The 22,961-nt window shown below is 66.3% G+C and carries 32 protein-coding genes and 1 pseudogene; 10 read left to right on the forward strand and 23 right to left on the reverse strand.

Annotated elements, in window-relative coordinates; all coding sequences use genetic code 11:
- Positions 1–99 precede the first annotated feature (99 nt).
- From ABZY12_RS09675 to repSA, 3 genes are read right to left on the reverse strand one after another with little or no spacing between them, the layout of a single operon-like run.
- Complete coding sequence (locus tag ABZY12_RS09675) at positions 100–1,236, reverse strand: tyrosine-type recombinase/integrase (protein ID WP_356888741.1); 1,137 nt, start codon at positions 1,234–1,236, stop codon at positions 100–102.
- Positions 1,236–1,445: a helix-turn-helix domain-containing protein gene (locus tag ABZY12_RS09680; RefSeq protein ID WP_356888742.1), complete on the reverse strand. Its 210-nt coding sequence runs from the start codon at positions 1,443–1,445 to the stop codon at positions 1,236–1,238. The genes ABZY12_RS09675 and ABZY12_RS09680 overlap by 1 nt, the downstream gene beginning before the upstream one ends.
- Complete coding sequence (repSA, locus tag ABZY12_RS09685; protein WP_356888743.1) at positions 1,442–2,839, reverse strand: replication initiator protein RepSA; 1,398 nt, start codon at positions 2,837–2,839, stop codon at positions 1,442–1,444. The genes ABZY12_RS09680 and repSA overlap by 4 nt, the downstream gene beginning before the upstream one ends.
- 193 nt (positions 2,840–3,032) lie before the next feature.
- Between repSA and ABZY12_RS09690 the strand changes: the two genes are divergently transcribed.
- Positions 3,033–3,350 carry an Imm51 family immunity protein gene (locus ABZY12_RS09690; protein ID WP_356888744.1) on the forward strand — a complete coding sequence of 106 codons (318 nt, stop codon included), beginning with the start codon at positions 3,033–3,035 and terminating at the stop codon, positions 3,348–3,350.
- On the opposite strand, the gene ABZY12_RS09695 is transcribed toward ABZY12_RS09690, so the two are convergent.
- The 7 genes from ABZY12_RS09695 to ABZY12_RS09725 all read right to left on the reverse strand — a co-directional run bounded on the left by ABZY12_RS09695 (position 3,347) and on the right by ABZY12_RS09725 (position 7,511).
- Positions 3,347–3,685 (reverse strand): SpdD-like protein, encoded by a 339-nt coding sequence (locus tag ABZY12_RS09695; protein ID WP_356888745.1) that lies wholly within the window; start codon positions 3,683–3,685, stop codon positions 3,347–3,349. The two genes, ABZY12_RS09690 and ABZY12_RS09695, sit on opposite strands and share 4 nt — an antisense overlap.
- 11 nt (positions 3,686–3,696) lie before the next feature.
- Positions 3,697–3,855 (reverse strand): hypothetical protein, encoded by a 159-nt coding sequence (locus ABZY12_RS09700; protein ID WP_356888746.1) that lies wholly within the window; start codon positions 3,853–3,855, stop codon positions 3,697–3,699.
- A 20-nt stretch (positions 3,856–3,875) separates the two neighbouring features.
- Positions 3,876–4,067, reverse strand: coding sequence for a mobile element transfer protein (locus ABZY12_RS09705; RefSeq protein WP_356888747.1), 192 nt, complete (start codon positions 4,065–4,067; stop codon positions 3,876–3,878).
- 14 nt (positions 4,068–4,081) lie between these two features.
- Positions 4,082–4,789 carry a DUF2637 domain-containing protein gene (locus tag ABZY12_RS09710; RefSeq protein ID WP_356888748.1) on the reverse strand — a complete coding sequence of 236 codons (708 nt, stop codon included), beginning with the start codon at positions 4,787–4,789 and terminating at the stop codon, positions 4,082–4,084.
- 83 nt (positions 4,790–4,872) lie between these two features.
- On the reverse strand, positions 4,873–6,228 hold the full coding sequence (locus tag ABZY12_RS09715; protein WP_356888749.1) for an FtsK/SpoIIIE domain-containing protein: 1,356 nt from the start codon (positions 6,226–6,228) through the stop codon (positions 4,873–4,875).
- Between the two features lie 3 nt (positions 6,229–6,231).
- Positions 6,232–6,576 carry a hypothetical protein gene (locus ABZY12_RS09720; RefSeq protein WP_123451908.1) on the reverse strand — a complete coding sequence of 115 codons (345 nt, stop codon included), beginning with the start codon at positions 6,574–6,576 and terminating at the stop codon, positions 6,232–6,234.
- A gap of 137 nt (positions 6,577–6,713) precedes the next feature.
- Entirely contained in the window at positions 6,714–7,511 is a 798-nt protein-coding gene (locus ABZY12_RS09725; protein WP_356888750.1) for a GntR family transcriptional regulator, read from the reverse strand.
- Between ABZY12_RS09725 and ABZY12_RS09730 the strand changes: the two genes are divergently transcribed.
- From ABZY12_RS09730 to ABZY12_RS09745, 4 genes are all read left to right on the forward strand, one after another.
- A complete protein-coding gene (locus ABZY12_RS09730) occupies positions 7,512–7,982 on the forward strand; it encodes an NUDIX domain-containing protein (RefSeq protein WP_356888751.1) in 471 nt (156 codons plus the stop codon).
- On the forward strand, positions 7,979–8,332 hold the full coding sequence (locus ABZY12_RS09735) for a hypothetical protein (protein WP_356888752.1): 354 nt from the start codon (positions 7,979–7,981) through the stop codon (positions 8,330–8,332). Before ABZY12_RS09730 ends, ABZY12_RS09735 begins: the two co-directional genes overlap by 4 nt.
- A gap of 476 nt (positions 8,333–8,808) precedes the next feature.
- Positions 8,809–10,155: a hypothetical protein gene (locus tag ABZY12_RS09740; RefSeq protein ID WP_356888753.1), complete on the forward strand. Its 1,347-nt coding sequence runs from the start codon at positions 8,809–8,811 to the stop codon at positions 10,153–10,155.
- Entirely contained in the window at positions 10,152–11,072 is a 921-nt protein-coding gene (locus tag ABZY12_RS09745) for a DNA adenine methylase (protein WP_356888754.1), read from the forward strand. Before ABZY12_RS09740 ends, ABZY12_RS09745 begins: the two co-directional genes overlap by 4 nt.
- 221 nt (positions 11,073–11,293) lie before the next feature.
- Here ABZY12_RS09745 and ABZY12_RS09750 read toward each other — a convergent pair whose 3' ends face one another.
- The 6 genes from ABZY12_RS09750 to ABZY12_RS09775 are packed head-to-tail and all read right to left on the reverse strand — an operon-like array spanning position 11,294 to position 13,281.
- Positions 11,294–11,617, reverse strand: a complete 324-nt coding sequence (locus tag ABZY12_RS09750) for a hypothetical protein (protein ID WP_356888755.1) — start codon at positions 11,615–11,617, stop codon at positions 11,294–11,296.
- Complete coding sequence (locus tag ABZY12_RS09755) at positions 11,614–12,285, reverse strand: GntR family transcriptional regulator (RefSeq protein ID WP_356888756.1); 672 nt, start codon at positions 12,283–12,285, stop codon at positions 11,614–11,616. Before ABZY12_RS09755 ends, ABZY12_RS09750 begins: the two co-directional genes overlap by 4 nt.
- A gap of 8 nt (positions 12,286–12,293) precedes the next feature.
- A complete protein-coding gene (locus ABZY12_RS09760) occupies positions 12,294–12,518 on the reverse strand; it encodes a hypothetical protein (RefSeq protein ID WP_356888757.1) in 225 nt (74 codons plus the stop codon).
- The gene (locus ABZY12_RS09765; RefSeq protein ID WP_356888758.1) at positions 12,515–12,694 is read right to left on the reverse strand and encodes a hypothetical protein; all 180 of its coding nucleotides are present in this window, start codon (positions 12,692–12,694) and stop codon (positions 12,515–12,517) included. Before ABZY12_RS09765 ends, ABZY12_RS09760 begins: the two co-directional genes overlap by 4 nt.
- Positions 12,691–12,990, reverse strand: coding sequence for a hypothetical protein (locus ABZY12_RS09770; protein ID WP_356888759.1), 300 nt, complete (start codon positions 12,988–12,990; stop codon positions 12,691–12,693). Before ABZY12_RS09770 ends, ABZY12_RS09765 begins: the two co-directional genes overlap by 4 nt.
- A gap of 12 nt (positions 12,991–13,002) precedes the next feature.
- Entirely contained in the window at positions 13,003–13,281 is a 279-nt protein-coding gene (locus tag ABZY12_RS09775; protein ID WP_356888760.1) for a hypothetical protein, read from the reverse strand.
- A gap of 78 nt (positions 13,282–13,359) precedes the next feature.
- On the opposite strand from ABZY12_RS09775, the gene ABZY12_RS09780 reads away from it, so the two are divergent.
- Positions 13,360–14,109, forward strand: coding sequence for a GntR family transcriptional regulator (locus ABZY12_RS09780; RefSeq protein WP_356888761.1), 750 nt, complete (start codon positions 13,360–13,362; stop codon positions 14,107–14,109).
- 187 nt (positions 14,110–14,296) lie between these two features.
- Here ABZY12_RS09780 and ABZY12_RS09785 read toward each other — a convergent pair whose 3' ends face one another.
- On the reverse strand, positions 14,297–14,848 hold the full coding sequence (locus ABZY12_RS09785) for a hypothetical protein (protein ID WP_356888762.1): 552 nt from the start codon (positions 14,846–14,848) through the stop codon (positions 14,297–14,299).
- 466 nt (positions 14,849–15,314) lie between these two features.
- On the opposite strand from ABZY12_RS09785, the gene ABZY12_RS09790 reads away from it, so the two are divergent.
- From ABZY12_RS09790 to ABZY12_RS09805, 4 genes and pseudogenes are all read left to right on the forward strand, one after another.
- Entirely contained in the window at positions 15,315–15,659 is a 345-nt protein-coding gene (locus ABZY12_RS09790) for a hypothetical protein (protein ID WP_356888763.1), read from the forward strand.
- 415 nt (positions 15,660–16,074) lie between these two features.
- Complete coding sequence (locus ABZY12_RS09795) at positions 16,075–16,776, forward strand: hypothetical protein (RefSeq protein WP_356888764.1); 702 nt, start codon at positions 16,075–16,077, stop codon at positions 16,774–16,776.
- A gap of 126 nt (positions 16,777–16,902) precedes the next feature.
- Positions 16,903–17,862 carry a reverse transcriptase family protein gene (locus ABZY12_RS09800; protein WP_356888765.1) on the forward strand — a complete coding sequence of 320 codons (960 nt, stop codon included), beginning with the start codon at positions 16,903–16,905 and terminating at the stop codon, positions 17,860–17,862.
- A gap of 22 nt (positions 17,863–17,884) precedes the next feature.
- A pseudogene (locus ABZY12_RS09805) lies at positions 17,885–18,027 on the forward strand (transposase family protein); the annotation flags it as partial.
- 132 nt (positions 18,028–18,159) lie between these two features.
- On the opposite strand, the gene ABZY12_RS09810 reads toward ABZY12_RS09805, so the two are convergent.
- The 6 genes from ABZY12_RS09810 to ABZY12_RS09835 form a co-directional block, all read right to left on the reverse strand.
- Positions 18,160–19,296 carry a site-specific integrase gene (locus tag ABZY12_RS09810; protein WP_356888766.1) on the reverse strand — a complete coding sequence of 379 codons (1,137 nt, stop codon included), beginning with the start codon at positions 19,294–19,296 and terminating at the stop codon, positions 18,160–18,162.
- On the reverse strand, positions 19,296–19,493 hold the full coding sequence (locus tag ABZY12_RS09815) for a helix-turn-helix domain-containing protein (RefSeq protein WP_356888767.1): 198 nt from the start codon (positions 19,491–19,493) through the stop codon (positions 19,296–19,298). Before ABZY12_RS09815 ends, ABZY12_RS09810 begins: the two co-directional genes overlap by 1 nt.
- A gap of 175 nt (positions 19,494–19,668) precedes the next feature.
- A complete protein-coding gene (locus ABZY12_RS09820) occupies positions 19,669–20,907 on the reverse strand; it encodes a DUF3631 domain-containing protein (RefSeq protein ID WP_356888768.1) in 1,239 nt (412 codons plus the stop codon).
- Complete coding sequence (locus tag ABZY12_RS09825; protein WP_356888769.1) at positions 20,904–21,323, reverse strand: hypothetical protein; 420 nt, start codon at positions 21,321–21,323, stop codon at positions 20,904–20,906. Before ABZY12_RS09825 ends, ABZY12_RS09820 begins: the two co-directional genes overlap by 4 nt.
- The gene (locus tag ABZY12_RS09830; protein ID WP_356888770.1) at positions 21,320–22,243 is read right to left on the reverse strand and encodes a bifunctional DNA primase/polymerase; all 924 of its coding nucleotides are present in this window, start codon (positions 22,241–22,243) and stop codon (positions 21,320–21,322) included. The genes ABZY12_RS09825 and ABZY12_RS09830 overlap by 4 nt, the downstream gene beginning before the upstream one ends.
- The gene (locus ABZY12_RS09835) at positions 22,240–22,920 is read right to left on the reverse strand and encodes an SAM-dependent methyltransferase (RefSeq protein WP_356888771.1); all 681 of its coding nucleotides are present in this window, start codon (positions 22,918–22,920) and stop codon (positions 22,240–22,242) included. Before ABZY12_RS09835 ends, ABZY12_RS09830 begins: the two co-directional genes overlap by 4 nt.
- Between the last annotated feature and the right edge of the window lie 41 nt (positions 22,921–22,961).

A 22,961-nucleotide genomic window follows, 5' to 3' on the forward strand; every position in this document is an offset into this window, starting at 1 on the left:
GCAGGTAGCACGACAAAGGCCCAGGTCACCGGACTGAACCGGGAGCCTGGGCCTTGCCCGTTCCCCGGCCGGGGAGGCGGGGGAGGGGCGCCGTGCCAGTCACGTGCCAGAAGCGTCGCCGGACTCGCCCGGCCGGACCTTCCTGATCTGCTCGTCGACGTGGGCGGCGATGGCGTGGTCACGCCCGTTCACGAGGTGCTGATAGATCAGCGCGGCCCGCACCGACGAATGCCCCATCCGCTGCATCAGCTCACGCGTCGTGGCGCCGCCGGTCGCGGCGAGGGTGTTCCCGGTATGGCGCAGATCGTGGAAGTGGACGTCGCGGAGGCCGGTGGTCTTCAGGGCCCGCAGCCACAGCCGGCGGAAGTTGTTCCGACGCAGCTGCCCGCCGCGGGCTCCGGTGAAGACCAGCCCGGTCCGACCCGGCTGGGCGTAGACGGCGAGATGAGTGGCCAGGCTCTCCGCCAAGGAGGCCGGGAAGGCGACGGTCCGCACACCGGCCGCGCTCTTGGGCGTCTTGATCAGAATGCCGTCGGTACGGGTCTCGGCCAGAGAACGCCGTACGGCGACGGTTCGCCGGTCGAGGTCGACGTCATGCCGCTGAAGCGCGGCGAGCTCCCCGAAGCGGAGCCCGGTGAAGGCCGCCAACAGGATGAACACCCGGAAGCGCGCCGGCACGGCGTCGGCGAGCTGGAAGACCTCGGTGACGTCGAGGAACGGCCGCTCGGCGGTCTTGGCTGCCCCGGCGCCCTTGATACGGCAGGGGTTGCGCTGGATCAGCTCGTCGTCGACCGCGGTGTTCATGATGGCGCGGAGGATCTGGTAGGCCTTGGCGACCGTCGGCTCACCGACCCCTGACTCCAAGAGGCCGGCACGCCAGCGGCGGATCTGGGGTGTGGTGATCTCACTCAGGACCACGTCCGCGAAGGTCGGGAGGACGTGGAGGCGTAGCGCGCTGCCGCTGCGCTCGCGGGTGGTCGCTGCGTAGTCCCGCTCCTTGAACCAGGCTTCGGCGTACACCCCGAAGAGAACCTTGTCGTCCGGGTTCTTCCATTTGCCGTCGATGATCTCCGCTTCCTTGCGGACGAGCCACCGATCGGCATCGGTCTGCGAGGCGAACGTCTCGGGGGCGGATCGCGTCAGTCCGTCCGGCCCCTGATAGCGAGCCTGGAAACGCCCTGAGGGCAGCTTCCGCACTGCACCGAAGCGTCGCCGCTTGCCCTTGGTGTTCGCCATCAGGCCACCGCCGCGAATCGGCGGCGAGTGGTGATCGGCTGGACGGTATGGGCAGCCACGAATTCCTCCAAGGCGGGCTCGGGGATACGTACATGGCGCCCGACCTTGACGAAGGCGATCCTGCGCTCGGCGATGAGCCGACGCGGAAACCTCTCGGTGGTGCCGAGGAGCTCGGCGGCCTGGCCCACGGTCAGCAGTCGGTCGGTCATGCGGGTGCTCCCTCCAGGGCGAGTCGGTCGCGTAGGGCTTCGCGGGCGGTCTCACGGTTGAGCTGGATGTCCCGGGCGATGGAGGCGGCGAGGGCAGCCTCACCGGGGGAGTGGCCCTGGCCGACGTAGGACCAGGAGGTGAGGACGAGGACGGTGTCCGGCTCGATGTCGTCGAGGCCGCGGGCGGTGCGTTCTTGGGCGGCGCGGTAGTCGGCGCGGGTCTGGCGGAGCTCGCCCAGGGTGGTCGAGTACTGCCGGGACTTGGTGGAGAAGTGGCCGCGGAAGCCGAGCATGTGGGCCCAGGCGAGGAGCCTGCGGTCCGGGTAGAGGGGGTCGAGGTCGAAGCAGGCTTCGACGAGACGGTGGGTGTGGTCGGGGACGCCGAGGAGGACCAGGGCCTCACGGTTGCCGATGCGACGGTCGAGGCTGCCGGTGGTCTCGGCGGCTTTGGTGGCGTACTTGGCGATGTAGGAGGCGACGGCCTGTTCGGTGATGTCGGAGCCGTCGCCGAACGCTTTGACGGGCCGGATGTCGATCTGGGTGCCCCAACGGAGGCGGCGGGCGGGGTGGTCGCCGACGGCAGGGACGGTGACAGTGGTGTATGTGTGGGTGGCAGCGGCGCGGATGGCGTCGGTGAGGCGCTCGGTGGTCGACCACGACGGCGGCGGAGAGTCAGGACCGTCCGGGCCGTCGATGCGGACGACGGCATGGAAGTGGACGGCACCCCGCTTCTGGAACTCGGCGACCTTCCCGTACGAGATCCGGGCGACCGCCTTTAGTTCCCTTTGCGAGAGTCCGGCCGCAGCGGTGATCTCCCGGCGGAGTCGATTCGTGAACCTCTGCCAGAGCTGCCCGGCGTGGTTGTTGAAGAGGACGGCGGCGGCGTAGTCGTACGACTCGGGGTCGAGCGGCGTGCCGAGGGCGGCGTCGTCCTCGGCGTGACGGGTGCCGCAGCGACAGGGCCGGGCGTCGGGCCGGTTATGGACTGGTCCGAATGACGGGGCGGTGAGGGTGAGGAAGACGCGGGGGTGCTCGCGGACGGTGGCGGGGATGTCCCGGGTGTCGTCTCCGGCGAGGCCGGCGCGGATGAGGTGGTACGTGTCGCCCGCGTACGTCCAGGCGCAGGCGGGGCAGCGGGAGGCCCGGCGGTTGCCGCAGGCGATGCGGAGGCGTGCGCCCGGTTCGGTGTCGGTGGAGTAGCGGTGGAGGGTCTCGCCGGTGGTCTTGTCGCGGGCGAGGGTCCAGCCCTGGAGGTGGATGGGGTGGGAACAGCCGCCGGTGCGGTGGACCTGCTCCTTCCAGCGGTCGAAGCCGGGGGACCCGGCCACCCGGAGCATGTCGCCCAGGGTGGCGGTGTCGAACCCCGCCGACGAGGCGGCTGGGACGGTCATCATGGAGTGCTTCCTTCTGGTTCTGTGAGCCGGGTAGGGGCGGGGCTTCCGGGCGGCGGAGACTTGGCGGTTGAGCCGCCCGGAAGCTGGCTAGTGCGGTGACCGGAGAGGCCTACCGGACCGGCAGAGAGAGGGACCGGATGAGGCGGCCCCAGGGATCGGCAGCTCTGTCAGAGGGCGGTGCAAGGATCACGCCGTGACGATCAACCTGCATGACTTCGACGGCGAGCACTCGCTGACCTTGAACGCCGGCGGCTTGGCTGCCGATGACGCCGTAGCTGCCGCCGGACACGAGCCGAACGGGTACTTCTGGGAAGGTCTCGTGCAGTTCGCCTGGCCGGACATTGCCGAGGACCTCGACTTCGACAGCGAGGGCGGCATGTTCTGCGCGGTCGGGAGTCCGGGCGACCTCGCACGACTCAAGGCTGCCCTTGGAGCCGTCATCGCGAGCCCTGAGGCAGTCCGCGACATCATTGCCCGTGCAGAGGCATCGGGCTTCGAGTTCGACGACTAGCGCTGTCGGCGCTGGCCGTTGAGGAGCGAGCGCAGGACGACGGCGCAGACGGCGACGGAAGCGGCGCTTATGGCGACGGCGAGGAGCATGGAGACCAGGACCGTGCCGACGACCAGGACGGCTCCGGCGCCGCCGGCGACGACGACAGCCAGGCTGGCGGGGGTGAGGCGCAGAGTCGAGGACGGCGCCGGGACCGGGGCCGGGACGTGGTGGTGGTTGCAGGCCGCCATGTCGGCGGTGTGGTGGGGCGCGATGTCCGCGGTGGCGGTCGGCTGGACGAGCGGGGTGACGATGCCGGTCGGGAGCGGGTTGGCCGGGATGCGGGGCCGGAGCATGACGGTTCTCCCTACTTGGTGATCGTGTTGTCGATGAGCGGGGCCAAGACGCTGTCGGCGAGGAGGAATCCGCCGAGGAGGATCACGGCGACGAGCCACCAGGGCGGGCGGATGAGCTTGATGCCGAGGCCGCCGACGACGATCAGGGCGAGCCAGAGCGGGACGTCCATGACGCGGGTCTCCTTCGAGGTCAGCGGGGCTTGCAGCGGTGGGTACGGGCGGCGAGCTGGGCGGCCGAGGAGCTGGAGTACTCGGCGGACCAGCCGCAGCCGTCGGACGTGCACACGGCGGCGTACTTGGTGCGGCCGTGGCGGTCACGGTGGGTGCCGATCTGCACCGGGCCGATCCGCATCACGGAGTGGAAGTGGTCGCGAGGGGCCATGAGGAGGTCTCCCGTCAGGCGAGCTGGGCGGCGATGGCGTCGGCCATCAGGGGCGGGACGCCGAGGCGAGCGCGCAGGGTGTCGGCGTCGATCGGGTGGCCGGTGCGGGCGCGGTAGTCGTCGGCGACCTTCCGGGCATGAGCGACGAGGGCAGGCGGTACGGTCACGACCACGGGGGCGGGTTCGGGCTCCGGTGCAGGTTCCGGGGCCAGCTCCTGGGAGGGGAGAGCCGGTGCGGCGGCGGTCTCCGGCTCGTGCCTGGCTGTGTCATCCCGCTCGATGACCGCTTCCACGGCCGGGGGGTGCTCGGTGGCTGTGTCGGGTTCGGCCTGTTCGGCGACAGCTGGGTGCCCGGGGGAGTGGACGAGGAGGGTGCCGCCGAGGAACGCGAGAGCGGGCCAGCCGGCGACGAGGATGCGGAGCCAGGCGGGGACGTGGCCGAGGTCGAGGAGACCTGCGGTGGCGACGTTCGCACCGAGGGACGCGGCTAGGGCGACCGTGAACCAGGTCCAGGCCGAGCGGGCGGGCACACCGGCGGCCCGCGAGGTCCGTAGCCGGTGCCAGGCGGCGACGAGCAGCAAATCCACGGAGACCGGGTAGGCCCACGCCTTCCAACCGGTCTGTCCGGCAGCCGCAGCCAGGTCGTGGAGGTGAGCGAAGGACAGGGATCCGGCGATCACGGCTTGTACGAGGACGGCGTCCGGCCGGCGGATGGGACGCATCGGAGGGTCCTCCTTCCGGTTTCGGGCATGGGAGGGGTAGGGACCTGGCGTGAAACGGTCACGCCGCCGTGGAGCGAGGGGATTCAGGCGATCGCAGGAGCCGTGACCGTTGAGGGCGCCGCGGCTTTGCCCAGAGGCGGAAGGACGGGCCGGAAGGCGTCCAGCGCGGGGATCTCGGGCGTGCGGTGAGCGTGGGAGTTCGCGATGTTCACGGCTCGCCGGAGCGTGAGGTGGGGAGTGCGGATGCGGACCCACCCACCGGAGGAGTCGCCGGCGACGGCGGTGCCGGGGCGGTCGGTGCGGATCTGGATCGTGGCGAGGACGGCGTCCGGGGCGATGTCGCCGAAGGCCATGCTGGCGCTGGTCTCGTCGTTGACGCGGTGGGCGGTGCGGCAGGTGAGCTGGGCGCGAAGCATGGTGATGCCCTTGCCGAGCTCGGAGCCGAAGCGCTGCCCGCAGATCTCCAGGTAGATGCCGGCAGCACGGCCGAGCTGGGCGAGCCGGACCAGGGAGGTGATGATCCGATCCCGCCGCTTCTCCTCCTCCTTCGTAGCGAAGAGGGCGAGTTCGGCGACCTCATCGACCAGGAGCACGATCGGCGTCGGTCGCAGGTGATCGGGCAGGTCCCAGATGTCGGCGGTGATCTCCGCATCCGGCAGGTCTGCACTCAATCTCTGCTCGCGTCGGATCAGTTGATAGACGTCCTCCATGTGCTCGACGAGGGCGTCGAGGAGGTCGGCAGCTGCATCAGGGTTGTCGGCCAGGGCGGTGAACCGTCGGGCGAGCGGGGCGAGTTCGACTCCCTGCTTGCAGTCGATCCCGACGAGGGCGACATCCAGCGTGGCGAGCGCGGCGACGAGGTTGCGCTGATAGACAGACTTTCCGGACTGGGTGGCACCGACGTTCAGCGCGTGCGGGGTCTGGCGGTAGTCGCGGTAGTAGACCTCCCCGTCCTCCCGCATGGCGACCGGAACCCGCATCACCCCACCACGGGCGGCCGCAGGCATCTGCACCCGCTTGAGGACGTCGTATCCGGTCATCCGCAGCTCGACGACACCCGAGCGGACCTCCCGGGCGGTGACGTTCTGCATGACGAACGAGTGCCGGAGCCGGTCCGAGGCGGCGGAGAAGTCGAACGCGTCCTGACCGGGACGCAGCTTCACCCGCAGTACGAGCCCGGTACGTGTCGGCCGCAGCCGCAGGATCCGGGGCGCCCGCGACTTGGGGATGGGCTGGCGGGTCATCCGGGCCAGCGCCAGGCGCCAGCGCGAGGGCGGGACGGTCAGCCCGCACGCGTCCATGACCGACGCGTACCGGGCGAGGATCCGCACCACGGCGAAGACGACGCCGAAGCTCATCCAGTACCAGGCCGGACGCTGCCACCGCAGCAGCAGCGCGACCGTGGCGACCAGGGCGAGGGTGACCGTTAAGGCGGTCATGGGTCAGCCGACCTTCGCGGTGGCGAGCGAGGTGACGGCGACGGCGCGGAAGCTGATGCCGTGGCGCTTCTGGCCGTTGAACTCGTTCTCCCAGGGCCGGGCGACGACGCCGGTCAGGGCGACCGGGGTGCCCATGGACAGCTCCTCGGAGATGCCGGTCTTGGGGACGGTCAGGTTGAGGATCTCGGCGTTGCCGTCCATGACGAACATGACGTCGACGGTCATCAGCGGGGCACCGGTGTCCCGGTCGGTGGCGATCTCGCCGGTCTGGCGGTTCGCGATCTTCGGGGCCGGGGGCTGGGCCACCATCACCATCGCGGCGGACGTGTCGACGGGGATCTGACGCACAGTGGATCACTCCTCTATAGAGGCTGGGCTCATTCACTCCTGTATAGGAGTAACATGAAGAAGAGTGCACCACTCCTGTACATGAGTCAACCCGCCACGGAAGAAACCGCAGCGGGTTGAGGGAAGTTGAGCGAGCGTCAGTCTGTCGCGGGGATCCGGTACTGGAAGACGAACTGGTCAGCGGCCATGAGGGTGTCGCAGACCTCCACGACCCGTCCCTCCTTCGTCACGGCATCCCGCAGCAGGTGCACCACGGAGGCGCCAGGACTCAGAGCCAGCTCGGACGCTTCCGCCTTCGAGGCCGGCCGGGCCTGAAGCGTCTCGACGAACTCGGCGAAGGTGTGGCCGTGGTCTTCGAGCCGGGCGTAGATGCCGCCGGGGCCGGGGTTCTCGGCGAACAGCTCGGGGATGTCCTTCACGACGTCCCACGGCAGGTACGACGAGGCGGTCTCGACGGGCGTCCCGTTCCGGAAGTACAGCCGCCGCCGCGCAAGCACCTGAGTCCCCGCATCGACCCCGAGCCGTTCGGCGATGTCCGTCGGCGCCTCCATGGGCCCAATGTAGAGAACGCTCACCTTGGCCGTCGCGCCGGACTGCTCGGACTCGGCGAGGTAGGCAGCCTTGCCGCCCCGCCGATGAGAAGCACGGAACCGATCCGAAGACCGAAGCCGTACGGGAGGCCGATCCTTCACGATCGAACCCTTGCCGTGCCGGGTCTCGACGAGCCCACTGGCCCGCACCTCCACCATGGCCTTACGGATAGTCCCGCCGGCGACCCCGTACCGCTCGACGAGCTCGGACTCACTGGGCACCATGTCGCCGGCTTTCAGTACGCCAGACCGGATCTGCTGGACGATGTCGTCCGCGATCTGCACGTACCGAGGTACGGCCCTGCCAGCTCCTGCTGGAGTTCCCACAGTCCTACCCACTCTCATATGCTCCTGTACATGAGTAACGGGAGCGCGGGAACAAAGTCAACGCCACTCCACTCGGTGTCCGTGGCCGGAGCGGTAGTACGCGAAGACGGCCGCCTCCTGGCCATCCGCCGAGCGGATAACGGCACGTGGGAACTCCCGGGCGGAGTCCTCGAACTCACCGAGGCACCCGAAGCGGGCGTGGCCCGCGAGGTCCTGGAGGAGACGGGCATCCACGTCGAGGTGGACGAGCTGACGGGCGTCTACAAGAACACCACCCGCGGAATCGTCGCCCTGGTCTTCCGCTGCAAGCCCTCAGGCGGCACCGAGCGAACCTCAGGCGAGTCCACCGCGGTCGACTGGCTCACGCCGGCCGAGGTCGAAGAGCGCATGGCGGAGGTCTACGCGATCCGCCTCTTGGACGCGCTAGACGGAAACGGCCCCCACGTCCGCAGCCACGACGGCCGCCACCTCCTGGAGACGTCCGCATGACTACCCGGAAGCCCATCAGCGAATGGCGCGACGTCTATGACTTTCTGGACCAGGTCCGCATGCGGCCAGGGATGTTCGTGCGCGGCGGTTCCCTCCTGGAGCTCCAGGCGATGCTGTACGGCTACCGAGTCGCATCCGAGATCCACGGCCCCGAGGCCATGACGGACTTCGAACACCAGGGCCCGTTCGCCGAATGGTTGTGGCCGCGACTTGGCCACAACTACGCCAGTTCCTTGGGGTGGGCGGTCGAGATCACGAAGGCCGCGGAAGCGAGCGGCAGGGCAGGCATCGACCTGTTCTTCGACCTGCTGAGCGAGTTCAAGGCCGAGCGAAGCCCAGAAGCGCGGTAAGACTTTCTCTACTTCATCAAGGCACCCGCCGCGCACGGCGCGGCGCGCGCGGCCCGTCGCCCGGGCCTGCGCTCCTGTCTGCGCCCCGCTCCAGCCCGGCCGCCGACCGCACGCCTCACAGCTCGGGTTGATGGGTGGCGAACCCCTCCGTGGCTGGGGCCGGTCGGCTCCACGGCTTTAGCCACCTCCCCGGTCAGGGACCCGCGTCGAGCAAGAGCAGGGGGCCACTCGATCACATTGCGGTCAGGCCCAAAGCCTGACCGAGTTGCCAACCAGCGTACGGCCCCCTGCTCATGCTCGACCCCAGCCCGGGCAGGCCACCGGCCAAACCCGCTCCGCCGACCTCGCACCTATAGGCACTTCCCGGCCAGTTGGCTAGGACTCATCTATATAGCAAAGAGGCTGCTAGGCCACGTATGATCTGCCTGCCAGAAAATATGGTGCACCGCAAGGGGGCGGCGAGGACTATGAGTGGCATGAAACAAGCAAGCATGCACGTTGCGTCCTTGACCTTGGACGAGATGAATCCGCGGCACGCGCAGCCGACGAAGAGCCTTGAAGAGTCCATCGCCGCACTTCTCGACAAAGGCGAGCTCAAGCTTCTTCGGCTGGCTAAGAGCATTGTCGAGGCGGGACTCAACCCGACCGAGCTGATCGTGGTGATGCCTGACGGCGACCTCAATATTGTACTTGAGGGTAACCGTAGGGTAGCGACGCTCAAGCTGCTGAACAAGCCGAGCTTGGCGCCAACCGAACAACTACAGCGGAAGTTTGCCGCTATTGCCGCAAGTGGCGACGTTCCACGGCGAGTGCAGTGCGTTGTCGCGGAAACTCGACAGCAGGCTGCTCCCTGGATCAAGCTCAGGCACACTGGCGAGAACGACGGCGTCGGTGTCGTCAAGTGGAACCCGGCCGAAGTGAGCAGGTTTGGCGGGCGCTCAACTCCGACCGAAAAGGCGAGACTTCTCATCGACGCAGTGACTGCCTGGTTCGCAGACGATGCGGAACTCATCGCCGATGTCGCAACCGTCCGGGAAAACAGAATCACCAACCTTGGCCGGATGATTGGCGACCCGGATGTTCGGAGTCGACTGGGCATTTCATTCGACGGAGAATCAGTCGTTTCCGACTTCCCCAAAGACCGGATGCGGCAGATCCTTGCCCGCCTCTTCCATGACCTGGCCGGCTCTGTTTCGGTTGATAAGATCAAGACAAAGAGGCAGCGGAATAGCTATCTGCAGCAAGTCGAAGACGATTTGCCGAAGTTGGCCGACCGGCTGGACGAGCCGCAGAGATTTTCTGGCACCGAATCAAACGCCAACCAGGAAACGGACAAGAGCAGCGAGGCCTCCGATTCGGCACCGACGAAGGCGCCCCGGCGTAAGAGGCCGGACTTCGAGAAGCGGCTATTCCAAAGTGTCTCGTTGCGAAACGTAAGCCTTCGCACCTCTGAAGTCTTCGAGGAAGCGAAGCGGCTCAGTATCGACGAGATGCCCAACGTCGCCGCTATCATGGTGCGGATCGTCGTAGACATCGTGGTCACGGACGCAGCAGCCCAACTTGGCTGGAAGCGGGGCCAAGGCGACCTCAAGGGTCGGATTGGTGCTGCCCTCCATCAGGTTGACCCGACACAGGACAACCCGGCGCTCAGCGATGCTTGGCGTTTCTCGCAGAAGGATGAAGGAGCACTCGTGCTGAAGACCCTCCACCAGTTCGTGCACTCCTGGCAGGCGAATCCGCTTACCTCCGAAGTCCGGAAGTTGAGCCTGGCGTACGGTCCTCTTCTGACTCAGATCGATCACCTCATCGAGAAGAAGCGATGAGGTATATCAGCCCACTCCGATACCCGGGAGGTAAGGCGCGACTAGCGCCTTACATCGCACACCTTCTTTCGCGACAACGCCCGCGCCCCCGTTCATACGCTGAAGCCTTTGCGGGGGGCGCGGGTGCTGCTTTGCGTCTGCTTGCAGACAACGAAGTCGATCACATTCACATTAATGACCTGGATCCAGGCGTGGCGGCTTTGTGGCGTTGCATTTTCTTCGAACCCGACAATCTAGTCCATTCCGTCTCATCCGCAGAGGTTACGATCGACGCATGGCATCACCATGCCGAGATCTATAACAACCCTGCCGATCGCACAGACATCGAGCTGGGCTTTTCGACCTTTTTTCTAAATAGATGCAATCGCTCAGGAATCCTTCGAGCCCGCCCAATCGGAGGGCTTGACCAGGCCGGCGATTGGAAAATTGACGCCAGGTTCAATCGAGAATCTCTGATTGAACGTATCAACTATCTGGCAAAATTCAGCGACCGAGTTACAGTGTCCCAAATGGATGCCCGTTCCTTTATTCGCCACCTTGAGCCGCAGTCCGACGAGATTCTAATGTATGTTGACCCTCCGTACATCGTCCAGGGTGACAGGTTGTACCTCGACTCACTGACGAACGAGGATCATAGGGAATTGGCAGAAATTCTGCGTGACACTCCACTCAGATGGCTTCTTACCTACGACGCGAATAAGCGCATCACCGACGAATTGTACAAGGGATTTCGATGCGTAGAGTTTGACATTCTACACACGGCACAGATACAACGGACCGGGGTGGAGTATGCGGTGTTCGGGAATAGGCTTATCCTGCCTGAAGTGACGGGGATAATCGGCGATGGAGACTTCCGCTGGATGACCTCTAAGCGGAAGCGTGGAGCGCCACGAACTGTCGCAGAGCGGCCTGTTTGATGTACCTAGTGAAGCGGAATTCCTAGGCGCGACAGGTGTGTGCCGGATACAGAGCGTCTGACTTCCGCGCTGGCCGGGTAGAGGAGGTCACGTGCACTCTCGCTCTCACTCGTTTGAGGTGGGGATGCGAAGCCGCCTAACCGGATGAAAACAGAGGAATTCCGGAGAGCAGAAAGCCCTGGACTCAGTCCAGGGCTTTCTCTGTGTTAATGGGGGGATCGCTAGACAGCTGTGCTGTCGTCACAGATATCCCGACGTGGTGGACCCAGCAGTCGGTGACCGCGGCTGTCCGCAACCCGCATCGTGTCGCGCAAGGTTCCGGTGAGCTTCTTGGCCAGGGCCCGAAGTTCCTCCGGGGCCACCTCCCCCTTGCTCATGATCTCAGAAGCGTGGTTCAAGAGGTCGGCGGCCAAGTTGAGCTGGATCGCCTCGGTGTCGTCGGCTAGGCGGGATAGATGACTGTCGGCGTCGTCGGTGCTCAGGTAGCAGGGTTTGCCGTCTGGGCCCGGCCAAGGGAGGAGGCGGAGTTCGTCGTGGGGCGTCATCCTTCCGGCCCTTTCTCGTCGATCGTGTGGTGAGTGGTGAAGAGCGCTTCCGTGCGGTCGCCGGCGAGGATCAGGCGAGCCGCCTCGATCACGCGGCCTGTGATGTCGGCAGACACTCGTGTGATTGCGAGCACGGCCAGCGAGGTGCTGAGTCGGAGGGTGGAGGCCTCTTCTGGGGTGGGAAGTCGGGCGGTGACCACTTCTCGGGTCTCCACCCGTTTGGAGCGAGACCACGGCAGTTCGGGCTGCTCCAGGTCACGCGGGACGTAGATGCGGGCCAGGCTGTGCGGCCTCTCTCCCTGGTGGGTGAGGCAGAGGAACTCCGTCAGCGGGGTGCGCGAGGGGACCTTGAGCAGAGGGATGAGGTCTCCGCGTGCTCGGAGGTTCGTGGTGCGGATCGTGATGTGGAGGTCTGCGTCCGGGGTGAGTAGGCCGTCGGCGTACGTGAGTTTGCGGAGAGGGCGGCGGACGAAGTTGCCCTTGCCGTGAATCTTCTCGATCAGGCCCTCGGCCTGGAGAAGCGAGAGCGCGTTGCGCAGGGTTGGGGTGCTGACCTTGTAGTCCGCGGCGAGTCGGGGCTCCGAGGGGAGGCGGGCGCCGGCCTCCAGGTGGCCGGTGGTGATTTGAGCCCGGAGGTCGGCGGCGATGGTCTGGCTTAGGGACGGCACGAGGGCGATCACCACCTTCTGAGCACTCGTACGGCGATGAGGCGCGTACGGGTGTGCATGGTCAGGAGTTCGCCCGACTCGAAGTAGAGGCGCTTGGCGCCGCCGGGCAGTTGGCGGAGGTCGGCCACTCGGCACGGTTGGCCGCCGATCTGGATGACGTCGCCGCGCTGCACGGTGGCCGTGGTGATCTCGACCGGGGAGGCGAGTGCGCCACCCGGGGGGAAGTCGTTCACGAGGTCGCCTCCGGTGACGTGGTCGCGGAGTGGCAGGAGCAGGCGCACGCCTCGTAGACGACCGGGATGCCGATCGGCGCCATCGTCGGCAAGGAGTGTGCGCACTCGTGGTGGGTGCCGATCCGGCATGCGCTGGACTCGTAGGGCGTGGCCGCCGCCGAGGGGACGCGGGTCATCCGTGGACCTCCGCCGGCACGAAGCAGGCGTGGGCGAAGAGGTGGTGCGGTTGCGGATCCGAGCTCTGCCGGGCGCACTGCTCGCCGACCAGGACGTACGGGCGGACGAGGGCCGTCCCTTCGCCCGGGAGGAAGTTCGTGCGGTCTCCGAGCTGCCGGAGGAACAGCGCCAGTTCGTCGGACGGCTTGGGGTGGATGAGCGTCGGGCGCGTTGGCGTTAAGGCCTTGCGGTGTCGGGCCTTTGGGGTGTGCCGCTCCTTGGTGCGCCTGATGGCGTGACGGATACGGTTGAACATGCTGATCAGCTCCTATCGCTGACGGCCAGGTCCCCGGACATCGCCCGTCGCGGGGACCGCTTTGTTCACGGCGGCCCAGAGTGTGCGGCCGCCCAGGCTGGTAGCCAGGAGACCGAATCGGTCCGCTGCGGCCACCACTTCCAGGACCTCCCGCCATGTCTCGGCAGGGAGGGATTCCGGTACCTCCGCTTCGATCGATGTGTGCCGGGGGTGCTCTTCCATGCGTGTGATGAGTCCGACGGCTGCCAGCCGGATGGCCAAGACCTCCGCGCTTACTTCTGGAGCAGGCACAGGGCAGCCTCCGTCACCGGCGATCACTTTGTGTGAAGCTAGTTAACTAGATTAGAGCTAGTGGACTAGATTTTCCATATGTCTGAGCAGCCGCCATACCTCCGCATCGCCGACGAACTGAGGCGGCGGATCGCGGAGCACGAGTGGACCCCTGGTGACCGGCTGCCCTCCCGGGCCCAGATCGGCCAGGAGTGCGGGGTGGGCGAGAACGTCGTTCGCCGGGCCCAGGAGCTGTTGATCTCTCAGGGCGTGCTGGAGGGGCGGGCCGGGTCCGGAACCTATGTGGCCGAGCCTCGGCTGCGGGTGCGGATGGTTCGGTCTGCGGCGCGCGAGCAGCCGGACGGGTCGCCGTTCCGGGCGGACATGAAGGCCGTGGGTAGGAATGGCGGCTGGGAGAGCCGGACCGATGCAAAGGTGCCTGCGCCGGCCGAGATCGCTGCGCGGCTCGGGATCGGTGAGGGCGAGCTGTGCGTCCAAACCGTGTACGAGTTCCTTGCCGACGGGCGGCCCGTGCAGCTGTCGACGAGCTGGGAGCCGTACGACCTCACTGGCGGGACGCTCATCGTCCTTCCCGAGGGCGGGCCGCACGCCGGGACAGGCGTCGTGAACCGGATGGCCCAGATTGGCGTCACCATCAGCCACGCTGTCGAGCAGCCCGAGCCGCGCCAGGCGACCGTCGAGGAAGCCTCACTCCTGGGGATCCAGAAGGGCGCGCTCGTCACCCACATCCGGCGGACCTACTACAACGACCAGGGGCGGCCGGTGGAGACGGCGGACATCGTCGTCCCAGCCGCCCTGTGCGAGATCGTCTACGAGATCCCCATTTAACCGTCAGCTGCGTTAGATGACGCCCCCGACGGAGACGTGCATGCTTTGGCCGGGGCGTTCAGGCAAGTACTAGTGAAGAGACTTGTGTCGTCGCCGGCGAAGGCGCTCAACCCACTTTCGGACCACTTCGGACGTGCTTGCCAAGCTGATCATTGCGGCAGTCATCGATGCCAAAGTGGCTACCCATTCAGCCATCACGGAGCGCCGCCTCCTTCGCGCAGATCCAGGTACTACGACCCGAGGCCGCAAGGGCCGTGAGGAAGAGAATCAACGACTGTTGTCCGACCACTGACTTGAGCGCGTCGGTGCCGTCTGCGGTGGAGGCTAGGAAGATTGCTGCGGCCAGAATGATGAGGTTGGCCAGCGACAGGTTCACAAGCGTGGGAGCGCCGCTCTTGCGCAGTTCCATCAATGCTTGGACCAACGCCTGGATCGTGATGCCAATCGAGACAAGGTACAGCTGAGCCCTGCTCATCATCTCCATGAAATCCGGCTGGACATAGCCTGCGGTCTGTCGGCCAGCAAGGAACTGGATCAGGGTGGGCATGAGCGCAAACAGGACAGAGGAGACGAGCCAGCCTCTGAGGTGAGCCATCGCCTCCTTCTTGACCTGTTCTTCCAGAGCAGCCTGTGCTGCTGCGTCACCGGCGTCAGGTGTGGGTTGAGCGGTAGTGGATGTTCCCGTGGCCGATGGCGCCGAGGTGGCTCCATCGCCCGAAGAGGGAACCGTGGTGGTCATTCGCTGCACTCCAGGGTGTCGACCAAGTGCCGATATGACAGTTCTACCTCAAAGGGTCGGCGGCGAAGGGCGGTTACCTCAAGCGCAGTTGATCCGCTTTGTCGATCTTGACAAGGGCACTGCGCTACCTGGATGTCGACGTGACTGTACTCATGGCAGAGACGGGTGTCGACGCCACGGCGAAGCTGCGCTTCGACTCCTCAAACGTGGACGGTTGGGAAACGAAGCGCAGGAGTTCGCGTCGCACGCACCGAGCAGCGCATGTGATCGTCCTGATGTCCATCGTTGACAGCAACAGGCATGGATGTGCGCAGCGTCGAGCAGTCAACTGCGCCAGGGCACCCCCTCAGCCGAAGCCATGGGCGGAGCGTCGGACCGAACTTACAAAGCGGGCGTCAGTCGGGCGCCGCAGGCTCGGGCACCCCGGCAGAGGTCGACTGTCAGTGCCCAGTGAGAGAGTGCTGGCATGCAGGACGCACTCGTCGACTTGCCGTCGACGCCTCCGGAGCACGCCGTGATTGCTCGCTTCCAGCTGGGTGGCGACGACCTCGGCGAGCCCGATCAGTGGTCACTGGTCTTTGAGGCCGAGCGGTCCATCAGGGCCGCGGTCGCAGTTGCGGGGGTTGGTGAGGTCGACGGCAATGAGTTCGGTGGGGGCGAGGTGGTCATCTTCGCCTACGGTCCTGACGCAGACGCTCTGTACTGGGTGATGGAGCCGGGCTGGCGTGCGCTTCCGTTTCGACCGGCGCACGTCATGCTCCGCTACGGGGAGCCCGCTGACAATGTCCTGAGCGAGCGGGTTGAGCTCTGAGCACGCGTGCCAGATGTGTGCCAGAACGAACGGTCAACCACGGTCACTGGAGGATCGCTGCGGCATCCACAGCTTGTGACAGCTGTCGTAGCGCACAGACGGGCTGAGCTGCGATGACGGATCAGGCGCGGGTGCCAGGCTTACAAAGCAGATGTCGGCGGTTCGAAACCGTCCGCGCCCACCAGTGCAAAGGCCCCCGCAGCTCATGCTGCGGGGGCCTTTGACGGTAGTGGCTGACGGCAGTGCCACCTTCGACGCGAGAGCGGGCCGGCACCGGATCTCTTCAACGGACCCCCTTGGCCAGACGCGCGGGGGTAGCGTGACAGCGCGAAGTGTCTTCGTAGGGCCAACATGCCTCAAGCGACGACGCGGGCGGATCTACGGCGTTGCGGGGCCTCACGAAAGACTATTTGTGATGAAGCTATTCATGGACGAGTCGGGAAACGGAAACGCTTCTCAGCCGCTGATCGTCGGTGCGGTTGAACTGGGCGAAGACGCGGATGATGTAGAGAAAAAAATTCGGGACTTGCATAGAAGCCTATCTGCAAGGAGCAGTTTGTTCGGGCTTGCTAGCTTCGAAGAATTTCGCAAGAATGGTTTTCATGCCTCGACCAATCCGCGAGAGGTGGTCGACCGTTTTCTAGAGCTGATGGGGAATATCATTTTTCGGTCGTATATGGTTACAACCGATCGAACGCGCTTTACCGGCCGCGCGGAATCCGAGCTAATTGAGCTCATGTATGTAAAATTGTTGAGTGACCTATCGATCAAGCATCGCCATGAATCCGAATTGCTTTGCTATGTAGAGCAGAGCGAGGGCATGCAGTCGATTATTCGTCGACTTCCCGGTAGCGTGTTCAAGCAGTCATGTAAAACGATCGGAAAAGCGGCTTCGCTGCCGGAGCTGAAAATTACGATGGTCGCTAAGCAGGATTACATGTCTACGGCTGTCATCGACTTTGTCATGGCGGCCGTAAGTAGGTGGCTCCAGGCGGGCTGTACCACGAGTCCGAAAGACTACGCCTATAGGGCATTTCGCGAGATCGAGGCATCCATTTCGATGCTCTATTCGCTTGAGCGAGGTCGAATCTCTAGTCGAAAGGACCCCCTTCATTGACGTGTGGTACGATCACGCACGAGGTAGGGTCGCGGTCAACTTTGTGCGCGAGTTCGCGTGCGTTGCATGATAGCCCTTGCACGGGAGTGCGACCCTACCTCTTGGCGCCCCATCGTAAGGGGAATAATGCCGTACTCAGTTGATGACCTGGCGGAGCAGGCCGGCGTATCGGTTGAAACTCTGGAACGTCTATCTTCGCGTCTACCTGCGGGCGCAGGGCACCTCTACGTTCAGCGGATATACCGCAAGAAGCACGGCGGAATTCGAGAAGTGTACAAGCCGAAGATGGCTTTCCACTTCGTCAATAAGAACTTGCACCGGAGCTTTATAGAGCTGCTTTCGTACCAGGCCCCTGATCATGTTCATGGATTTGTTCGCGGACGTTCTACGGTCAGCAACGCTAAACAGCACCTGGCAAAAGCGTGCGTGTTGCGTATGGACCTTGAGGATTTTTTCCCGTCAATTAGGGCCGAAATTGTAAAAGCTTCATTGATGGAGCAGGGTTACGAAGAGAAGGCTGCGGACACCGCTGTCAATCTCGTCACTATCGGCGGCAAGTTGCCAATTGGACTTAGTACATCTCCGTTCTTGTCTAACCTGGCCTTTCTGGGCACGGACCACTCCCTTTCCGAATATGCGCAGTCGGAGGGTCTATCGTTTACGCGCTATGTGGATGATCTCGCATTCTCTGGCGACGTCACTGACCGACACTCGGTGGAAATCGCTCGCATTCTCGACGATGCTGGTTGGTCGGTAAACACACGCAAGACCGCTTTTATGCGCTGCGGTGGCCCGCAATATGTCACTGGCCTGTACGTCGGAGACTCAGGCGGGCCGCGAATTCCGCGCAAGGTGAAGCGGAAGATGCGGTGGATCTTGCACGTGATATCGAAATTCGGTTACGACACTTATGTGGAGGAGTTTGGCGGCTCGAGCGAGAGGATGACTCGCCGTCGCTTGTTGGGTTGGGCGTGCTATATCGCTGCAGTCGAGCCAGAAGTGGGTTATCCACTACTGCGAGCATTCGATGAACTGGTTCCGGACGAGGATGAAGAGGACCTGGATTACCTAGAGATCATCACGTAGCCGGTGGGCAAGTTGGTGACCTGGTTGGCCGTGGCGACTGTCGCTGGAGGGCCGAGCGTTGCTGGTAGCGACGTACTGCGCACAAATCTGACGCTGCGGCAGGTAGAGCCATTGTTCGAGGTCTCGAAGCCTGCCGCTGATCGCATCCTTGCCCACCTGCGCCCCTGTCCCGGCTGGAGGGCAGTGGTGTTCACCAGGCCATGCTCGGCGTTGCCCGTCCAGGAACTGGCCCTCAGCCGAGTGACTGTCGAGGGGAGTCGCCGTTCCCTCCTCGGAAGGTCGGCGACTCCGCTGCTCTCACTTCGTGCGCCTCAGGAGGCGGTCCATGTGGCCCATTGCCTCCCTCCGATGTTCGTCGGAGACGTGGGTGTAGATGTTCATAGTGACGGCGATCTGCGAGTGCCCCAGGATTTCCATCACGACCCGCGCCGGCACACCTGCGGCGAACAGGAGCGTCGCGCATCCGTGCCGGGCGTCATGCAGCCGGATCCGGGGGAGCCCCGCCGTCTCCGTGATCCGCTGAAACGAGCGGCTGAGGTTCATCGGCTCCACTGTGCGGCCGGTACGAGTCGTGAAGACGTAGTCACTGTCCTGCCAGTTCTGCCCCGCCGCGTCCCGCTGCGCGGCCTGCCGGAGACGCTGCCAGCGCAGCGGCGGCACACACATGAGGGGGAGGGGGACGACGCGCGTGCGCCGGTTCTTCGCGGAGTCCGCATACAGCTCGTTCTGCACGCGCTGGATCTGGTTCCGCACGGTCAGCGTGCGGCGCTCCAGGTCGATGTCTGACCAGCGCAGCCCGAGAACCTCCCCCCGGCGCAGCCCGAGGGCCACGGCCAGGACGAACGCGGCGTACAGCGCGTCTCCCCTCGCCGCCTCCAGGAAGGTCGTCGTCTGTTCCAGGTCCCACGGCTTCAGCTCTCGCTGCTCCACCCGAGGGGCCGATACGAGCTTGACCACGTTCCTGCTGATGAGTTCCTCCCGGCAGGCGGCGCTGAGCGCGCTGCGCAGGACGCGGTGCGACTCCTTGGCCGTGGCCGGCGACGCCTGGGCCGAGACGGCGGCGAGCATCCGGCGTACATCCGCCGCCCCCAGGTTCTCCAGGCGCTTAGTCCCGATGTTGGGCATCAGGTAGAGGCGGACGTGAGTCTCGTACTTGGCGTATGTCGTCTTCTTGCGGTCGTGCTTGACGAACTGCTCCAGCCAGTACGGAAGCCACTCGGAGAGCTTGGCCGAGCGGGTGGGGGTGGGGATGCCCTGGCGGTCCCGCAGGACGAGTTCCTGCCGTTTGGCGTCGCACTCCTCCCAAGTCGTTCCGTACACGGTCTTCCTCTTCCGGGTGCCGTCGGGCTGCGGAACGTATACGCGTGCTTCGTAACGTCCGTCCTTGCGCTGCCAGATGCTGCCGGCGCCGTTCGGGTTCCTCTTGCGTGCCATCAGGCAGCTTCCTCCAACTGGGTCTGCATGAACGTGCGGGGGGCGTCGGTCGGCACTCGGCGGGCGCGGCCGACCGTGAAGCTGGGGAGTTGCTTGGTGCGGATCAGGTCGTAGACCTTGAAGCGACTGAGCTTGAGAGCCGCCATGACCTCGGGCACGGTCACGGCCGTGTGGCTCGTGGGGAGCGGGGTGCTCATCGGGGTGCCTCCTTGGGCAGTGAGCTGGCTTCGGTCCCCCTCCGGGGAATCCGCCACGTCCGCCACGCCGCCACACCGCAGGTCAGCGACCTGGATCTGTGGCGGATGCCGGTTGTGTGGCGGATAGGCGCCGCCACACCAGAGGCGGTGTGGCGGCACGGGCGGGGTGGGTCGGCTAGCCGGTGACGGTGAGCTGTGTCGCGGCTTCTGCGCGCGTGTGGCGGATGGTCGTGGCGGTATCCGCCACGGATTCACCCCCGCTGACCTGGGGTGTGGCGGACGTGGCGGACGTGGCGGACGTGGCGGATTCCTCCGGGGTCGGAGGGCAGTACCGCGTCCAGGCGTCCGTGAGGTCCTCGGCGTAGTAGCCCTTGGGGAAGCCGGACGGGGTGCGGATACCGCGCGGCTTGATCGGCTTGTTCGCTGGCGTGACGTACTGGCCGAGCAGCCGGGCAAGCGAGCGAGAGTTGATCGGCTTGTCGTCCAGGTCCACCCATGGGGCGTCGTCCATGCGCAGCAGGCATTCGAGGATGGCGGCGGTGGGCATCCGGTCGGCTCCGCAGAACACCTTGTCGCGCAGGTCGGTGAGCAGGCGGACCCCGAGGGAGGCCTCGTCGTTGTCGTGGGCGGCGTTGACCAGCTCCAGGCACGCTGCGCGGGCGCGGGTGGGCCACGGGCCTCCCGCCGCGTCGGCCACGGCCAGCAGGGGCTCCCACACGTCGGCCGGCCGGTCTGTGACCGCTTCGGGCATCTCGGGCCAGGCGTTCGCGACCTGGTCGCGAACGGTGTCGGCCCACTTGACGAGCCGCTCACGCAGCGCGTGACCCTGCTTCTCGTGGGTGCGCTGCCGGTAGGACTCGACCTTCTCGTTCGGGGCCCGCTTACGCATGCGGATGATGACCGAGCGAGTAAGAACGGTGTCGGGCAGGGAGCCGAGACCGGCCATGGCAACGGCGCAGTACGAGCCGAACACCTGGGCGTTCTGGTTCGAGCCGTCCCCGACGCACCGCAGGGCACCACCGATGCGGCGGTATCCGGCGTTTAGGAATCCGCGCAGTGCCTCATCGGCGCCAGCCTTGGGTCCGAAGACGGTGTCCACCTCGTCGAACAGGACCGTGGGCAACCCCTCGGCGGAGTCGACGAGCCGGTACAGCGCGTTCGCGGAGGCGGACACCGTGCTGACCGGCCGGGGGGTGAGCAGCTCCACGATCTCCAGCGCGCGCGACTTGCCGGACCCCGGCTCCGGGGAGAGGAACGCGATCCGGGGCGTGGTCTCGAAGCAGTCGATCAGGTGGGCGTGCGCGTCCCACAGGGTGACGGCGACGTAGGCCGCTTCGGTGGGGAAGACGTTGAAGCGGCGGTGGAAGGCCTCCACCTCGTTGAGCAGTGCGGCGCCGTCGATGGTGTCGGTCATGCGGCGTGCCTCCCTTCTGTGGGCGGGGCGGGTGTCCCGGTGCAGGTGGATCGGTGGGCGTCGTACTCAGCGATCAGCGCGGCGACGGCGCCGGGGCCGGTGGCGGTGCCGGTCAGGCCGCAGGCGCAGGCGTAGGCGGCGGTGGGCAGGGCGCCGTGCCGGGTGGACCAGCGGGTGCCGTCGTAGTGGTGGCGGTAGACCGGTGGGGCGAAGATCCGGATGCCGGGGGTGTCCGGTGTCGGGTCGGCGCTCGCCCGTGCGGCGGACCGGTTCGGGCGAAGAGCAGTTACGACGCCCTTGCGGGCGGCGCCTTTCGGCTCGCCTACGGCCGCCGTGTCCACAGGCTGTGGGGCGGCGTGCGGGCCGGTCGGGGTGCTGGTGGGGCAATCCAGGGCGGGGGGAGTGGGCGCCGTCATGCCGCCTTCCTGGGTGTGGCGTGGGTGATGACCCAGTCCATGGCGCTGCGGATTGTGGTGCGGCACTCGGCCGGCGGCAGTCCTGTCGCCTCCCCCGCCCCCTGGATTGCCTGCTCCGCCGCCTCGCGCGGGAGGTCGCCCCACGCGACGAACCGGGCGATCTTGCAGGCGCTGCGGTGCAGGGTGTTGTTGCGGCCGTTCGGCCCGCCCTCGCTCGCTGCGGCGATGACGGCGCACTCGCGCTCTAGCGCCACCTGGGCGGCGCGCGTGCCGTCCCGGAGCGGAGCCAGGGCAACAGTGGCGGACTTGGCCGGTTCGGTGAGCAGCGCGGCCAGCCACTCCGGAAGCGGTGCGACGGGCGCGTCGTCGGTCACCTCATAGCTGCCGTCGCGGGTGGTGCTGCTGGGGGCGACGACGTAGCCGCCCCAGGCGCGGGTGTCGATGTGCGGCCCGAGCCGGTTCACGCTGCACTTCAGCCGCACCCCGGCGGGCGCGGTGAAGTACAGGTGCTCCCCTCCGCGCGCGGTCCGCACCCGGTAGGTGACCGGGACGGCCTGCCCGGCGCGCTCGCAGAGCGCCCGCAGGGAAGTCGCGCCGTCAGGCGCTCCTTCTGGCTCTTCCGGCTTGACCGGGTCCAAGTCGATGACGACCAACCCGGCCGGGCCAGTCGCGATACCGACGTTGTACGGGCGCATGGCCCAGGTGGCGTGGACCAGGTCGGGGTCGGTGGTGGCGCGCTGCTCGGGGGTGCGGTGCCCGCCCGCGCAGCGCCCCGTCCCGGGGCAGGCTCGCTCCGGGTGGCCGGCGGGCCGCTTGGCGCGCGGGTGCAGGGGGATGACCGGCCAACCGCGCTCAGCCGCAGACAGCGCGGAGGCCAGCAGGGGCAGGCAGGCTGGATCGGCCGTCAGGGGGCTGTTCATGCCGCCACCTCCAGCGCGGGTGTGAGCTGGGCGAGGACGGTGCGGCCGATGTGTTCGGCGTAGGCCGGGGGGATGCCGTCGCGGTTCATCCACGGCACCCGCAGCACGTCGCGGGCGAGGGGGACGCCGGAGAAGTTGCCGACGAACTGCCCGTAGTGGCCGGGCGGGACGGGGCGCCCCATCTTGGCCTGAGGGACCAGGTGGGCGGGGTGGAAGGGCTGGGAGAGGGCGAAGCCGCCGCCGGCTTCGAAGTACCGGTGGCGGTAGTTGGCCAGGTGGAACATCTGCCCGCACAGCATCACCGGCTCGCGCAGCTTGGGGACCGCGCCGCGCACGTTCTCCAGCACCCACGGGCGCCCGGTCGTCTCCAGCGCCGCGCGGGTCGGGCCGATGAGGTCGGGGTGGTCGTTGGACTGGATGCGCTGGCACTCGCTGTCGTGCTGGCACGGCGGCGAGGCGTCGATGAAGTCGAACGCGGTCCCGTGCTCGAGCACGAACGCGATCGCGGCGGCCTGGATGAACCGGTACGGGTAGCGGGGCTGCGGGTCTTTGTCGATGCCGGTCACGTCGAATCCGGCATCGGCGTAGCCCTTTGCGGCGCCGCCCTGGCAGCAGAAGAGATCCAGTAAGCGGGGGCGACGCCCGCGTACTCGCCGGATCGGGGTGGGTTGCGTCATGCTGGGAGACCTCCAACAGGTCTGTTGAGGACTGGAGACAA

Origin of the sequence: Streptomyces sp. NPDC006551 (genome assembly GCF_040611675.1) — a bacterium.
Classification (GTDB): Bacteria; Actinomycetota; Actinomycetes; order Streptomycetales; family Streptomycetaceae; genus Streptomyces.

Coding starts and splice junctions, on each gene's coding strand:
- ABZY12_RS09675 (WP_356888741.1), bottom strand. CDS start 1,236: ATGGCGAACACCAAGGGCAAGCGGCGACGCTTCGGTGCAGTGCGGAAG.
- ABZY12_RS09680 (WP_356888742.1), bottom strand. CDS start 1,445: ATGACCGACCGACTGCTGACCGTGGGCCAGGCCGCCGAGCTCCTCGGC.
- repSA (WP_356888743.1), bottom strand. CDS start 2,839: ATGATGACCGTCCCAGCCGCCTCGTCGGCGGGGTTCGACACCGCCACC.
- ABZY12_RS09695 (WP_356888745.1), bottom strand. CDS start 3,685: ATGCTCCGGCCCCGCATCCCGGCCAACCCGCTCCCGACCGGCATCGTC.
- ABZY12_RS09700 (WP_356888746.1), bottom strand. CDS start 3,855: ATGGACGTCCCGCTCTGGCTCGCCCTGATCGTCGTCGGCGGCCTCGGC.
- ABZY12_RS09705 (WP_356888747.1), bottom strand. CDS start 4,067: ATGGCCCCTCGCGACCACTTCCACTCCGTGATGCGGATCGGCCCGGTG.
- ABZY12_RS09710 (WP_356888748.1), bottom strand. CDS start 4,789: ATGCGTCCCATCCGCCGGCCGGACGCCGTCCTCGTACAAGCCGTGATC.
- ABZY12_RS09715 (WP_356888749.1), bottom strand. CDS start 6,228: ATGACCGCCTTAACGGTCACCCTCGCCCTGGTCGCCACGGTCGCGCTG.
- ABZY12_RS09725 (WP_356888750.1), bottom strand. CDS start 7,511: ATGAGAGTGGGTAGGACTGTGGGAACTCCAGCAGGAGCTGGCAGGGCC.
- ABZY12_RS09730 (WP_356888751.1), top strand. CDS start 7,512: ATGCTCCTGTACATGAGTAACGGGAGCGCGGGAACAAAGTCAACGCCA.
- ABZY12_RS09735 (WP_356888752.1), top strand. CDS start 7,979: ATGACTACCCGGAAGCCCATCAGCGAATGGCGCGACGTCTATGACTTT.
- ABZY12_RS09740 (WP_356888753.1), top strand. CDS start 8,809: ATGAAACAAGCAAGCATGCACGTTGCGTCCTTGACCTTGGACGAGATG.
- ABZY12_RS09745 (WP_356888754.1), top strand. CDS start 10,152: ATGAGGTATATCAGCCCACTCCGATACCCGGGAGGTAAGGCGCGACTA.
- ABZY12_RS09750 (WP_356888755.1), bottom strand. CDS start 11,617: ATGACGCCCCACGACGAACTCCGCCTCCTCCCTTGGCCGGGCCCAGAC.
- ABZY12_RS09765 (WP_356888758.1), bottom strand. CDS start 12,694: ATGACCCGCGTCCCCTCGGCGGCGGCCACGCCCTACGAGTCCAGCGCA.
- ABZY12_RS09770 (WP_356888759.1), bottom strand. CDS start 12,990: ATGTTCAACCGTATCCGTCACGCCATCAGGCGCACCAAGGAGCGGCAC.
- ABZY12_RS09780 (WP_356888761.1), top strand. CDS start 13,360: ATGTCTGAGCAGCCGCCATACCTCCGCATCGCCGACGAACTGAGGCGG.
- ABZY12_RS09785 (WP_356888762.1), bottom strand. CDS start 14,848: ATGACCACCACGGTTCCCTCTTCGGGCGATGGAGCCACCTCGGCGCCA.
- ABZY12_RS09790 (WP_356888763.1), top strand. CDS start 15,315: ATGCAGGACGCACTCGTCGACTTGCCGTCGACGCCTCCGGAGCACGCC.
- ABZY12_RS09795 (WP_356888764.1), top strand. CDS start 16,075: ATGAAGCTATTCATGGACGAGTCGGGAAACGGAAACGCTTCTCAGCCG.
- ABZY12_RS09800 (WP_356888765.1), top strand. CDS start 16,903: ATGCCGTACTCAGTTGATGACCTGGCGGAGCAGGCCGGCGTATCGGTT.
- ABZY12_RS09810 (WP_356888766.1), bottom strand. CDS start 19,296: ATGGCACGCAAGAGGAACCCGAACGGCGCCGGCAGCATCTGGCAGCGC.
- ABZY12_RS09815 (WP_356888767.1), bottom strand. CDS start 19,493: ATGAGCACCCCGCTCCCCACGAGCCACACGGCCGTGACCGTGCCCGAG.
- ABZY12_RS09820 (WP_356888768.1), bottom strand. CDS start 20,907: ATGACCGACACCATCGACGGCGCCGCACTGCTCAACGAGGTGGAGGCC.
- ABZY12_RS09825 (WP_356888769.1), bottom strand. CDS start 21,323: ATGACGGCGCCCACTCCCCCCGCCCTGGATTGCCCCACCAGCACCCCG.
- ABZY12_RS09830 (WP_356888770.1), bottom strand. CDS start 22,243: ATGAACAGCCCCCTGACGGCCGATCCAGCCTGCCTGCCCCTGCTGGCC.
- ABZY12_RS09835 (WP_356888771.1), bottom strand. CDS start 22,920: ATGACGCAACCCACCCCGATCCGGCGAGTACGCGGGCGTCGCCCCCGC.